This window comes from Phaeobacter sp. JH20_29 (assembly GCF_048056175.1).
Taxonomy (GTDB): Bacteria; Pseudomonadota; Alphaproteobacteria; order Rhodobacterales; family Rhodobacteraceae; genus Phaeobacter; species Phaeobacter bryozoorum.
The window spans coordinates 240,853-253,636 of sequence record NZ_JAYMWO010000013.1 but is presented as its reverse complement, the minus strand read 5'-3'; the positions used below and the strand labels follow the sequence as shown (position 1 = coordinate 253,636).

Below are 12,784 nucleotides of genomic sequence, written 5' to 3'. Positions count from 1 at the left end.
GGCCCTCCCCAAACCCAAAATCGAGATAGCGCCTGAGGGCAGACCTGCCCTTAGGCGCGTCTCAGCATAACAAAATCCATCACCACACCACGCCCAACGGCACATGCTCAGTCACCCGCATTGCGGCGCGCACCGCGCGGGTGCATAGCGCCCGCGCTACGAGAGGCCACCTGCCGGAGGCTCTGCATCCGGCAGGCTTCAGGAGACGGCGGAGGTCTGCGCAGACAAACGATCCAACACTGCGCGGGCCGCGCGCAGACCGGGGTCTTCGCCCCCCTCGCCCAGCCGCTCCATCGTGATGGCCATGGCAGAGGATTGCGCGGTAGGCGCCGCCTTGACCTTGATCAGCGCCTTGGCGATAGCCTCCGGCGTACACTCAGGGCCGAGGCATTCCGGCACCACGCGTGTATCGCTGACCAGATTGACCAGCGTGACGGTGTCAATCAACGCCATGCGCCGCATGATATGCCAGGTGAGCCACTGAAACTTATAGGCGATCACCATTGGGGTGCGCGCCGCCGCCAGCTCCAGCGAGACCGTACCAGAAGCCGCAAGCGCCAGATCCGCCGCCGCAAAAGCCGCGCGTTTATGCGCCTTGGCCACCTCACCGTCCAGCGTATTGGGGTCGATCACCACCGCGGTATCCGACCATTCCGCAAGATGGCTGCGCACCAGATCGGCAACCGGAGCTGCGGCCGGCACCACGATCCGGTATTCGGGATTGCTGTCCTGAAACTGTTTCAGGGCCGCACCGAATACCGGCGCCAGACGTGTCACCTCAGAGCGCCGCGATCCCGGCAGCGCCAGAATGCAGGGCGCCTCCTCCAGCTGGTACTGGCTGCGAAAGGCGGCAATCTCCTCCGCCGTGGCCTGTGGCTCCCCCACAACGGGGTGGCCAACGAAATCACACTCCATGCCAGCCGCTTCCATATAGGGCGGCTCAAACGGCAGCAGCGCCAGCACATGATCGATGACCTTGGCCATCTTCTCCGCCCGCTTGGGGCGCCAGGCCCAGACCGATGGCGCCACATAATGTACCGTGCGAATACTGCTGGCTTCTTTCACCAATGCGGCGACCCGTAGGGAGAAATCCGGGCTGTCGATGGTGATCATCACATCCGGCTTCATGTCCAGAACCGCCTCTGCGGTTTCGCGAATGCGGCGCTTCAGCTGACGGTATTTCGGCAGCACCTCGGCCAGTCCCATGACCGACAGCTCCGACATATCGAAGCGCGACTTTAGGCCCTGTTCAGCCATCAGCGCGCCGCCAACCCCCTCAAAGATGATATCCGGGCAGAGCTGCCGCAGACCTGCCATCAGCGCACCGCCAAGGCGGTCCCCAGAAGGCTCGCCTGCGAGGATGAACACCCGTAGGCTCATGCGCTGCGCAGCCAGAGAAACAGCCCGAGCCGATTGCTGGTGGCCACCACCTCATCCTGATCAAGCACGATAACACCGCCTGCCTCCAGCACGATCCCCGACAGCCCAGCCTTGGCCGCCAGCTCAACCGTCTGCACGCCGATCGTGGGCAGATCCGCGCGGCGGTCCTGTCCGGGTTTGGGCGCCTTGAACAGCAGACCTCCGGTGCCGTCAGGCCGGTTCTGCAACGCCGTCAGCATCCAGTCGGTGCCAAAGAGGTTCTCGACCGCAATCGCCTGTCCGCGCCGCACCGCGCAGGACTGGCCGACATCGGCGCGGCACATGGCCTCGACAACCTCTGCGCCGCGTTCTGCATCGCGCCGGTCCAATTCGCCGGGCTGCACCTCGGTCGGGATGCCCTCGGCCATCACCAGATCTGGTGCTACCTCATGGGCAGCGCGCACGCACATGCCCGCCTGCTCAAAAAGGCCGATGATGGCGCGCAATGCCCCGTCGTCACCTGCGGCAATCGCCCCCTGCAGAATCGGAACCAGCGGCATGGTCTCGGCATCAATCTGCGATGGATCAATGGCCGGGCGGCGCACTGCGCCCGCCAGGCAGATCTCGCGCACACCGCTGGCCGACAGGCGCGCGATAAAGCTGCCGAGCTGTTCCAGGCGAAAGGTCAGCTCCGGCTCAATGTGATCGGGCTCGGAGCCGCGCATGGCACAGACCAGTGGCCGGTCGGACAGGCGCGCGGCCAGTTCGGCAGGCAGTGCGCCCTGCCCTGCAATCAATGCCAGCATGGTCTCAGCCTCCCGGCGTCAGGAAAGAGCGGTCACTCTCGCCGGTAATGAAATCAACGATTTCCTGCACGTATTCGCTGTCGCTCTCTGCGCCAAGACGGCGCGCGCGCTCCTGAAACGTGCCCTCGCCCTGGGCCAGCATCTGAAAGGCCGCCCGCAGCGCGGTGATATCCGCACGCTGCACGCCCCGGCGTTTCAGACCGACAAGGTTCAGCCCGTCCAGCTCACCGCGCGGCGCCTGCACCAGCCCGTAGGGAATCACATCATTGGTCACCATCGTGACCGCGCCGACAATGGCGCCGTGACCGATGCGCACCCATTGGTGAATGCCGGACAGGCCGCCGATGATGACGTCATCTTCCAGCACGCAGTGGCCCGCAACCGCAGCGGAATTCACCACGATCACACGATCTCCGATCTGCGCATCATGGGCGATGTGGCAACCGGCCATAAACAAGCCGTCATCACCGATCCGCGTGATCCCGCCGCCGCCTTCGGTGCCGGCATTCACCGTCACATGCTCTCGGATGCGGTTGCGCTTGCCGATCACGGTCTTGCAGCGCTCGCCCTTGAACTTCAGATCCTGCGGAATCTCGCCCAGCACGGCAAAGGAGAACACCGTGGTATCCTCTCCGATCTCGGTATCTCCGGTGACGACCACATGGGATTTCAGCTCAACCCGGTCGCCGAGCACGACCTCAGGGCCAATCAGGCAGAACGGGCCAATGACGCAATCGGCGCCAATCTTCGCCCCTTCTTCGACCACCGCGCTGGGATGGATCCGGGTCATCTGTGTCAATCCTTCTGCACGTCGATCATGGCCGAGAACTCGGCCTCCGCCGCAGTCTCACCATTGACGGTTGCAACACCCTTGAACTTGAAGATCTTGCCACCGGGCTTGCCACGTGTGGTCTCCACCCGCATCTCCAGCACATCACCGGGGATCACCTTGCGGCGGAATTTGCATTTGTCGATGTTCATGAAATAGATCAGCAGCTCGGTGTCGATCATATCCATGCCTACGCCCAGCATCACGCCCGCAGTCTGTGCCATCGCCTCGACGATGGTGACGCCCGGCATAATCGGCGTGCCCGGGAAATGGCCCTGGAAATGCGGTTCGTTCATGGTGACGTTCTTGATCCCGCAGGCCGAGGAATAGCCGTCGATCTCGACCACCTTGTCGACCAGCAGAAACGGATAGCGATGCGGCAGGATCCGCTGGATCAGGTGAATGTCGGCGCTTTTCAGCTCGGTTGTCATTGCGGTTTCCCCGTTTTCTGAATGTTAGGTATGTCCTAGCAACTGCCCACAGCTTCGGCAAGCGGCAGACCCGGCGATGGCTGCACGGTCGGCGCCCTGCCTCCGCCTGAGGCAATCGCCAGCCGGGCGCGGTAAGCCTATTCGCCGGTGGCCTCGGGCAGGCTCTCACGCCCGTCGCCGAGCACTTCGTTCACCCGCGCAATCGCCAGATCCGTGACATCCGCGGCATCTGCGCTCAGAAACACGCTGGCGTGTTCCAGAATGGCTCCAGCCCCGGCTTCCAGCATGATCTGTTGCAGCACAGGCAGCGAAGCGGTGAAGAAATCACGCCGCGCATCTTCGCCGATCTGGTTGATATCGCGCAGTTTCTGATCCTGTTGACGACGGGTTTCCTGCACCTTTTTGTCAAAAGCATCGGCCAGCGCGCGAAACGCCGCAGGATCCATGCTGCTGCGGCGCTCGGTCAGCTCAAGTTCCTCTGCGCGCAGCTCCGCCTCGATCCGGCGGTTTTCGGCCGTCAGGACCGCACCCTCGGCATCCAGTTCCTGGGAAACACGCTGACCAAAGGCGCTCTCGGCATAGAGCCGCTCGGACTGGATGGTCAGCAGCCCGGTCTGCGGTGCGCCCAGCTGCAATGTCTCGCCAAAGGCAAAGCCCGCCCCCGGTAATGCCGTCTCCTGCGCCATCGCAGGCAGCACCAGCAGCGGCAGCATCGCAAGCCCGCGCACAAAAGGCGCCAGCATCTCAGCCAGCGCCCCCGTGTGCCGTGTGTCCACAGCTCGTGTCATTGCGATCAGAACCGCGCCTGCAACGTCAAATCAAAGCTCTGCTCTTGGTCGAAGTCTTCTTTCTTCAGCGCCTTGGAGAAATTGAACCGCAAAGGGCCAAATCCGGTTGTCCACAACAGCGAGAAGCCGACCACATGACGGTACGACCCGCCGCGCCCGACAATATTGCCGCCCGCCGCGCCGGTATCGGCATTGTTCAGACCCCAGAGGTTGCCCACATCATAGAACAGACCGCCACGCAGGCCGATCTCTTCTGGCAGGCCCAGCGGGAATTCCGCATCAAAGCGGGCCGCCGCGTAATAGTTGCCGCCGAGGAAGTCGTTATAGGTCCCGCCTGCGCCATTGGGCGACTGGTCCCGTGGACCGATACCACCCGGTTCAAAACCACGCAGGATATTGGGCGACAGGACAAACCGATCAATGGAGCGGCTGAAGCCATCCCCCTGCCAGGCAAAGGCGCCTGCCTCGATCGTTGCCCGCAATGTCACCTCTTCGTTGAAGACACGACGCTGGGCGATGATCTTTGCGGTGGTGCGCAGATATTCGGAATCCCCGCCAAGCCCGGCATAATCGGCCCCAACCTGGAACAGATAGCCCGAATTCGGATCCAGTCCGTTCAGGCGGCTGTCAACAGTATAGGTAAAGCCGATGGAACTGGCGTTGATCGCACCCTGGTTGATCTCGCTACGAACCACAGGACCGGCCAGCGGGATCCCGGCGGAATCATCACCACGGGTGATCATCTCATCCTCATCCCAGGTGTACCGGATCTGAAGGCTGCTGTTTTCCGAGGTTTGGAAGGTCAGCGCGGGCGAGAAGAACGCACGTTTGGTGTCGTAAAGCGCAAAGCTGGAATCCGTCTCAGACAGACCCAGATCCAGATCAAGACGCAGGTCGCGCCCCAGAAGATAGGGCTCGGTGAAGCCAAGCGTGTATTCCTCGGCGTCCTGAGCGGTCGAGATGTTGAACGACAGGCGCTGCCCCCGACCAAGGAAGTTGTTCTCCGACAGGCCGATGCTGAGACCGAAGCCGTCGTTGACCGAGTAGGCACCACCAAGGCTCAGTGCACCCGTTGGCTTTTCCTCGACGTCCACATCGACAACCACCTCACCGGCGCTGCTGCCTTCGCGCACGTCCACCTCGGCGGTTTCAAAGAACCCCAGCGCACGGATGCGTTCAGCGCTTTCGCGGATTTCGCGCGGATTGAACGGGTCGCCCTCGACGGTGCGGAACTGCTGACGGATCACCCGGTCCAGCGTGGTTGTGTTGCCTTCGATGTCGATCCGCTCAACGAACACGCGCGGACCACGGGTCAGCACAAAATCCACGTCCAGCGTCAGCTCGCGATCATTGCGGCTGATCCGCGGCTCGGCCCGCAGGAAATCAATCCCCTTGCGGATCGCATATGTTTCCAGGCGCCGGATGGCATTTTCCACCACACTCGGCGAATAGGTTACCCCGGGGCGGACCCTCAGAACTTTGCGGAACTCATCGGCGTCAGCTTCCGACATCTCGCTGGTGACCGAGATTTCGCCAAACTCGAACTTCTGGCCCTCGCTGATATCCACCACCAGGAAGGCGGCGTCGCGTTCTTCGGTTACCTCGGCATTGGTGCTGTTGATACGCACGTCAACATAGCCGCGCGACAGGTAGAAATCGCGCAGCACCTGCTTGTCGAATTCCAGACGGTCCTCGATCAGCGTATCGGCGCGGATGAAGGTGCGCAGCAGACCGGCCTGTTTGGTCTCCAGCACGCGGCGCAGACGCCGATCGGAATAGACGCGGTTGCCGATGAAGGACACGCGCTCGACCTCGATGGTGTCACCTTCGGAGATTTCGAACACCAGATCGACACGGTTGTCACTGCGGCGGATGATGCGCGGTGTCACGGTTGTGGCCAGACGTCCCTGTGCACCATAGGCTTCGGCCAGATTGGAGGCGTCACGCTCGGCGACCGTGGGGTTGAACACCCGGCGCGGCGCCGATTCGATCAGCTCGGCCATGGCATCGTCTTTGATGCGGCGGTTGCCTTCAAAGCTGATCTTGTTGATGGTCGGAAATTCGGTGACCTTGATCACCAGCGTATTGCCCTGCGGAACAATCTCGACGCTTTCGAATACGCCGCTGTCCAGAATGCGCTGATAGGCATCGTTGAGCTGCCCGGCGCTCACCGATTTGCCCCGCTCAATGCCGGTATAGGCCACAATTGTTGAGGTCTGGATGCGTTGATTGCCCTCGACCTGAACGTTTGTGAAACTATAGCTCTGCGCCACTGCGAACTCTGGCGTCAGGACAAATCCCAAGGCAACAGCCAGCGCTACAGCAGATGCGTTTCTATACAAAATATGGGCACCTAATTTGCGCCCCCCACAGGATCTACCTGTGTGCTTCCCCCGAACCATCAGTCAAAACCCGATTTTTTTACAGCTTAATCCGTGCGTATCGGGTTTATCAGCGCTTGTCAAAAACAACAAAAAGGCGCGCGGGATGACCCCACGCGCCAGATTGCTTGCAACAGGTTGAAAACTCAGAGACTGCCGATCCAGGCCCCGGCCACCAGCGCCCCCAAAATCGTCGCCACAGACATGGCGCGGTCCCAGTTCAGGCGCATAAAAAGACCCAATCCCGTATTGGTAATATGCAGGCTGCTCATGGCGTCCACTCTCCCGTTTATCTAAAAAAAGATCCCACATCCGCCACAACCGCGCCGCGATCTGCGGCACCGCTGCCCACCGGCGGCTTACCAAAGGATTAACAGGGGAATGTGGCGACAGTTTGGCGCGCCCTGCTGCTGCGGGATCTGCCGACCAGCCGGATCGTGGCCGGTCGGCAAGAAAGCGCCTAGCAGAAGATATCGTTGAAAAGCGCAAACATCATCAGGCTGAGGATGGCGGAGATGCCAACCGCCATCAGTACCCGCATCACCGCATCATTCGGCGGCTTACCGGTCACCGCCTCATAGGCGTAGAACATCAGATGCCCGCCATCCAGCGCCGGGATCGGGAACAGGTTCAGCAGGCCAACGGCAGTGGAGAGCACGGCGATAAACCGAATGAAGCTGGCCGCCCCCTGGCTTGCCATCGCACCAGAGGTCTCGGCAATGCCAATCGGACCCGACAGGTTGCAGGTGCTGATCGCACCGGTGATCATATGTTTCAGCCCGGAAAGCGACATTTCGACCACGCCCCAGACCTGCGCCGCGCCACCGCCAAGCGCCTCTCCAAGGCCCAGGCTCTCGGTCGCAGGCTCAAACGCCAGACCACCGACAATGCCCATACGCCAGCGGGTGGCAAAGCCACCATCCGCCTGCGGCTCATCCACACGGCGGGGCGCCAGAGCCATCTCGAACTCTTCGCCAGCGCGCCAGACCTTCAGCAGCAACACCTTGCCCTCGGCGCTTTCAACCGCACGTTTCAGCTGGTCAAAGGCAAAGATCGGCGCGCCATCCACGGCGGTGATCACATCGCCTGGCTGCAGGTCGATGTCAGACGCGGCACTGCGCGGTGCCACGCCACGCACATGCGGCGGCCAGGGATACGGTCCCTCGACCTCGGTCTGCTGGCCGTCGCGCAGCACGGTATAGGTTAGAGGCTGCTGTTCCGGCACCGCATCGCGGAAGGCCGCAAAGGCAGTGTTATCCTCCAGCGAGGGAACATCGACACCGTTGATCTGCAACAGTGCGTCACCTTCGCGCAGGCCGGTTTGCAGCCCCGGCAGCGGCACCAGCCGCTCCACCGTCAGCGGATCGCGCATGGTGCCCTGCACCATGAAAACACCGGCAAAAATCAGCGCGGACATGATGAAGTTGAACACCGGCCCCGCCGCGACGGTGGCCGCCCGCGCCCAAAGCGGCGCGCCGTGCATCGTGCGCCGCAGCGCCACCGGATCAGCCGCCGCATCCGCCATTGCCGCGCTATCCTTGCCCGAGGCCGCATCCGCATCACCAAGGAACTTCACGTAGCCACCAAACGGCAGCAGCGCCACCTGCCAGCGGGTGCCGCGCTTGTCCACCCGCGAAAACAGCACCGGACCGAATCCCAGCGAGAAGACCTCGGCATGGATCCCGGACCAGCGCCCGACGATGTAATGGCCATATTCATGCACAGCCACGATCACCGACAGGGCCACCACAAAGCTGGCAATCACATAGAGATACCCGCCAAACTGCGGAAGAAAGGAGACGAGATCCAAGGGCTTACCTTACATATTTCAAAATTTCATTGTCGGCGTCCATACGGGCGAGATGGTCGGTCCGGCGCACCGTATCAAGTGTCATTGCCTCATCTAGCCCGCGATCTGCACTGTCAAATTGATCCAGCACCCGCGCCACCACTTCGGCCATGTCCAGAAAGCCGATGCGCCCGGCGATGAAATGATCCAGCGCCCGTTCCTTGGCGGCATTGAACACCGCCCCCATCAGCCCGCCCCGCGCCATCACATCATAGGCCAGCCGCAATGCCGGATAGCGCGCGGGATCAGGCGCCCGAAACGTCAGCTGCGCCAGCCGCGCCAGATCCAGCCGCTCCACAGGCAGCTCGCGCCGTTCGGGCCAATGCAGCGCATAACCAATGGCATGGCGCATATCCGGCGCGCCGAGATGCGCCATCAGCGCACCGTCGCGAAAACCGACCAGCGCGTGAACGATGGATTCAGGATGCACCACCACTTCGATCTGGTCTGGATCGACGCGAAAAAACTCACGGGTCTCAATGACTTCCAGCGCCTTGTTGAACATGGACGCACTGTCGATAGTGATCCGCTGGCCCATGTCCCAATTGGGATGCGAGGAGGCCTGTGCCACCGTGGCGGTCTTCAGCTGCTCCAGCGGCCAGTCGCGAAACGCCCCGCCAGAGGCGGTGATCACCACACGTTCCACCGCCGCGATGTCTTCACCGACCAGCCCCTGAAACACCGCCGAATGTTCGCTGTCCACGGGCAGGAGCCGCGCATTATGGCTGCGGGCGGTCTCCAGCAGCAGTGCTCCGGCGCAAACCAGCGATTCCTTATTCGCCAGCGCCAGAGTCGCGCCCTGTTTCAGCGCCTCGAGCCCCGGAGCAAGGCCAGCCGCGCCGACAATCGCCGACATGACCCAATCCGCAGGCCGCGACGCCGCCTCGACCAGCGCCGCCTGCCCGGCGGCCGCCACGATGCCCGAACCGTCCAGGGCGGCCCGCAGCTCCGGCAGCTTGTCATCATAGGCGGTCACGGCGATATCGGCACGCAGCGCTCTGGCATCCTGTGCCAGCTGGGCAATATTGGCGCCACCGGTCAGCGCCACCACATTGTAGTCACCGGGGGCCCGCCGGATCAGGTCAATCGTATTCTGACCAATGGATCCGGTGGCCCCGAAAATCGAGATCTTGCGCATCAGATCGTCCCGCCGGGCAAACCCCACAGGCTGAGTACCAGCAGCACCATGGCCGCCGCGCCCAGCATACCGTCAAAGCGGTCGAACAGCCCGCCGTGGCCCGGGATCAGGCCGCTGGAATCCTTCACAGCCATCTTCCGTTTCAGCGCGCTTTCGGCAACGTCACCGGCCTGGCTGGCCATGGAGACCAGCACCGACAGCAGCACGACGCCAAAGCCAAGCCCGCCCTGCACCGCAAAGACCGCACCAACAGCTGCGGCCGCGATCCAGCCCGCAGAGGTGCCGGACCAGGTTTTCTTCGGGCTGACACGCGGCCAGAATTTCGGCCCGCCAAAGGTCCTACCGGCGAAATAGCCCGCAATATCCGTGGCCACCACAACCGAGATCAGCCAGATCATCCAATCCAGCCCCAGCGCGCTGCGCATCCAGATGAACGCATAGGCCGCGAACAGCACCCAAAGCGCGAAACCGATGTAAATGCCCCGGCGGATGTCGATGGCCAGCGCGCCCAGCAGCGCCGGTATCAGCAGCAGGCCAAGCGCCCAGCCGCCGCCCATCAGCGCTGCGGCCAGCACCGCCCCCATCGACAGGACGCCGAGCGGCAGCGCCAGCCCCTGACGATCAGGCACCACCATGCGCAGCAATTCCCAGATCATGCCACCACAGGCCGCCGCGATCAGCAGGTCAAACACCACGCCCCCGCGCCACACAGCCCAGCCACCCACGACGATCATTACGATGGCGGAGATCACCCGCGGCATCAGATCGGCCCAACGTCCCGCGGCGCTCATGTCTTCACCGCGCCAAACCGGCGATCCCGCTGCCCGTAGCTGCGGCACAGCCGGTCCATCTCGTCGGCGGTGAAATCCGGCCACAGCGTGTCGATGAACTCATATTCCGCATAGGCCGACTGCCACAGCAGAAAGTTGGAGATCCGCGCTTCACCGCTGGTGCGGATGACCAGATCTGGATCGGGCAACACATGGGTATCGAGATAACGTGGCAGGGTTTCCTCATCCACATCCGCCGGGTTCAGTCGCCCCGCTGCCACATCCTCGGCCAGCCGTTTGGTGGCCCGCGCCACCTCGTCACGGCTGCCATAATTCAGCGCGATGGTCAGGTGGGTACCGTCATTGCAGGCGGTCTCCTGCTCCAGCTGGTCCATCAGCGCGACCAGCTTTTTGTCCAGCCGCACCCGGTCCCCGATGAAACGGACCCGGACATTGCGCTGCGACAGCGCTTTCATCTCCTTGGAGATATAGCGGCGGAACAGGCTCATGAGGCCTGCGACCTCCACCTGAGTGCGCTTCCAGTTCTCGGTCGAGAAGGCAAAGATGGTGAGATATTTCACCCCCAGCGCAGGGCAGCATTCCACCACCTCGCGCACCCGTTTGGCGCCCGCGTGGTGACCGAACAGACGCGGACGGCCCCGCGCCTGCGCCCAGCGGCCATTGCCATCCATGATGATGGCAACATGTTTCGGGCCGCGTTCCGGTGCGGGGTCGCTCTCATCCGGCGCCAGGACGGTGTCTGTGCTCTGTGACATAAGCAGGTGTCAGACCTGCATAATTTCGGCTTGTTTGGTTTCCAGAGCCGCGTCGACAACCTTAATCATCTTGTCCGTCAGCTCCTGAACTTCGCCTTCCCAGAGCTTCTGGTCGTCCTCGGACATACCGTCGGCCTTGGCTTTCTTGATCTGGTCCATCCCATCGCGGCGCACATTGCGGATCGACACCCGCGCGTGCTCGGCATACTGGCCGGCCACTTTGGTCAGCTCACGGCGACGTTCTTCGTTCAGCTCGGGGATCGGCAGCATGATGATGGTGCCATTTAGCTGCGGGTTGATGCCCAGACCGGATTCACGGATGGCTTTTTCGACCTTGCCGACCAGCGCCTTGTCCCAGACGTTGATGGTGACCATGCGCGGCTCCGGCACGTTGACGGTGCCAACCTGGTTGATCGGCGTCATCGAGCCATAGGCGTCCACCATCACGGGCTCCAGCATCGAGGCGGAGGCACGACCGGTCCGCAGCGACGCGAATTCGGTTCTGAGATTGGCCATGGCACCATCCATGCGGCGCTGTAGATCATCGGTATCGAGAATAAAATCGTCAGACATTCTGCTCTCCCCTGACTTGAGGCGGTGTTTGCATTGCTCATAAGACATTGGTGCGGCGTTGTATAGCGATCTTGCCGCAGATTTGAAGCGGCCACAGGCAGGGTTCTGCCCTTCTCCGGGACGGCCCGGCACCGCAGCCGGTCAGCCGCCGCCGCACAAGACCCGCCGCCAGCGCCGCGCGCCGCATGAAAAAACCGCGCGCCGGATCTCGATCCGGGCGCGCGGCTCATTGTGCATGTGGCAAGGGCAAGTGCGCCCCGCCCACCCCGGCGCGGTTAGCCGTGAACCTTCGTGTAGGTCCCCTTGCCCGCCAGAATGCCCCGGAAGCCGCCCGGCTCATCCAGCGGGAACACCATCAGCGGCAGGTTGTTGTCGCGCGCCAGCGCAATGGCCGAGGCATCCATCACCTTCAACCGCTTGGCCAGAACCTCGTCGTAGCTGATGGTGTCATAACGCACCGCGTCGTCATGCTGCGCGGGATCCTTGTCATAGACACCATCGACGCCATTCTTACCCATAAAGATCGCCTCGCAGGCCATCTCATTGGCGCGCAGCGTGGCCGCGGTATCGGTGGTGAAATAGGGGTTGCCGGTGCCTGCGGCAAAGATGCAGACCCGTTTCTTTTCAAGGTGACGCACGGCGCGGCGGCGAATGTAGGGCTCGGCCACCTCATCCATGCGAATGGCCGAGATCACCCGGGTAAAGACACCCAGACCTTCCAGCGCCGACTGCATCGCCAGCGCATTCATCACCGTGGCCAGCATCCCCATATAGTCGGCCGTTGTCCGCTCCATCCCCTGGGCCGAGCCGGACAACCCGCGGAAGATATTGCCGCCGCCGATCACCATGCAGATCTCCACGCCCATGTCTCGCACGGATTTCACCTCCTGCGCGATGCGCTGGACGGTCGGCGGATGCAGGCCAAACCCCTGGTCCCCCATCAGCGCCTCGCCTGAGATTTTCAGCATCACACGTTTATAGGTTGCCGCCGGCGTGGCCTCCGGCTGATCGTTTGTAAGGGGCATGTTGCGCTCCGGAATATGACGGGGTTAATTTGCGCGCAAAATGAAGCAAATCGGCGGCA

Annotated in this window: 13 protein-coding genes; all 13 read right to left on the bottom strand. The window is 62.5% G+C overall.

All coding sequences use genetic code 11. The features are described from left to right. Nucleotides 1-198: 198 nt before the first annotated feature. Nucleotides 199-1,380: a lipid-A-disaccharide synthase gene (gene lpxB, locus VWZ85_RS10955; RefSeq protein WP_416588270.1), complete on the bottom strand. Its 1,182-nt coding sequence runs from the start codon at nucleotides 1,378-1,380 to the stop codon at nucleotides 199-201. Next, a complete protein-coding gene (locus tag VWZ85_RS10950; protein ID WP_416588268.1) occupies nucleotides 1,377-2,165 on the bottom strand; it encodes an LpxI family protein in 789 nt (262 codons plus the stop codon). Before VWZ85_RS10950 ends, lpxB begins: the two co-directional genes overlap by 4 nt. A gap of 4 nt (nucleotides 2,166-2,169) precedes the next feature. Then, nucleotides 2,170-2,955 carry an acyl-ACP--UDP-N-acetylglucosamine O-acyltransferase gene (gene lpxA / locus VWZ85_RS10945; RefSeq protein WP_340545450.1) on the bottom strand — a complete coding sequence of 262 codons (786 nt, stop codon included), beginning with the start codon at nucleotides 2,953-2,955 and terminating at the stop codon, nucleotides 2,170-2,172. 5 nt (nucleotides 2,956-2,960) lie between these two features. After that, the gene (gene fabZ / locus VWZ85_RS10940) at nucleotides 2,961-3,425 is read right to left on the bottom strand and encodes a 3-hydroxyacyl-ACP dehydratase FabZ (RefSeq protein WP_340545449.1); all 465 of its coding nucleotides are present in this window, start codon (nucleotides 3,423-3,425) and stop codon (nucleotides 2,961-2,963) included. A gap of 137 nt (nucleotides 3,426-3,562) precedes the next feature. Continuing rightward, nucleotides 3,563-4,213, bottom strand: a complete 651-nt coding sequence (locus tag VWZ85_RS10935) for an OmpH family outer membrane protein (RefSeq protein ID WP_340545448.1) — start codon at nucleotides 4,211-4,213, stop codon at nucleotides 3,563-3,565. 5 nt (nucleotides 4,214-4,218) lie between these two features. Beyond that, entirely contained in the window at nucleotides 4,219-6,615 is a 2,397-nt protein-coding gene (gene bamA, locus VWZ85_RS10930) for an outer membrane protein assembly factor BamA (RefSeq protein ID WP_340545447.1), read from the bottom strand. A gap of 125 nt (nucleotides 6,616-6,740) precedes the next feature. Continuing rightward, nucleotides 6,741-6,866, bottom strand: a complete 126-nt coding sequence (locus VWZ85_RS10925) for a hypothetical protein (protein WP_340545446.1) — start codon at nucleotides 6,864-6,866, stop codon at nucleotides 6,741-6,743. A gap of 188 nt (nucleotides 6,867-7,054) precedes the next feature. Beyond that, nucleotides 7,055-8,404 (bottom strand): RIP metalloprotease RseP, encoded by a 1,350-nt coding sequence (gene rseP / locus VWZ85_RS10920; protein WP_340545445.1) that lies wholly within the window; start codon nucleotides 8,402-8,404, stop codon nucleotides 7,055-7,057. Between the two features lie 4 nt (nucleotides 8,405-8,408). After that, nucleotides 8,409-9,581, bottom strand: coding sequence for a 1-deoxy-D-xylulose-5-phosphate reductoisomerase (gene dxr, locus VWZ85_RS10915; protein WP_416588265.1), 1,173 nt, complete (start codon nucleotides 9,579-9,581; stop codon nucleotides 8,409-8,411). Then, nucleotides 9,581-10,372, bottom strand: a complete 792-nt coding sequence (locus VWZ85_RS10910; RefSeq protein ID WP_416588262.1) for a phosphatidate cytidylyltransferase — start codon at nucleotides 10,370-10,372, stop codon at nucleotides 9,581-9,583. Before VWZ85_RS10910 ends, dxr begins: the two co-directional genes overlap by 1 nt. Then, entirely contained in the window at nucleotides 10,369-11,127 is a 759-nt protein-coding gene (locus VWZ85_RS10905; protein ID WP_416536039.1) for an isoprenyl transferase, read from the bottom strand. The genes VWZ85_RS10910 and VWZ85_RS10905 overlap by 4 nt, the downstream gene beginning before the upstream one ends. 9 nt (nucleotides 11,128-11,136) lie before the next feature. Beyond that, nucleotides 11,137-11,700 carry a ribosome recycling factor gene (gene frr / locus VWZ85_RS10900; RefSeq protein WP_340545441.1) on the bottom strand — a complete coding sequence of 188 codons (564 nt, stop codon included), beginning with the start codon at nucleotides 11,698-11,700 and terminating at the stop codon, nucleotides 11,137-11,139. 275 nt (nucleotides 11,701-11,975) lie between these two features. Then, on the bottom strand, nucleotides 11,976-12,725 hold the full coding sequence (pyrH, locus tag VWZ85_RS10895) for a UMP kinase (protein WP_340545440.1): 750 nt from the start codon (nucleotides 12,723-12,725) through the stop codon (nucleotides 11,976-11,978). Between the last annotated feature and the right edge of the window lie 59 nt (nucleotides 12,726-12,784).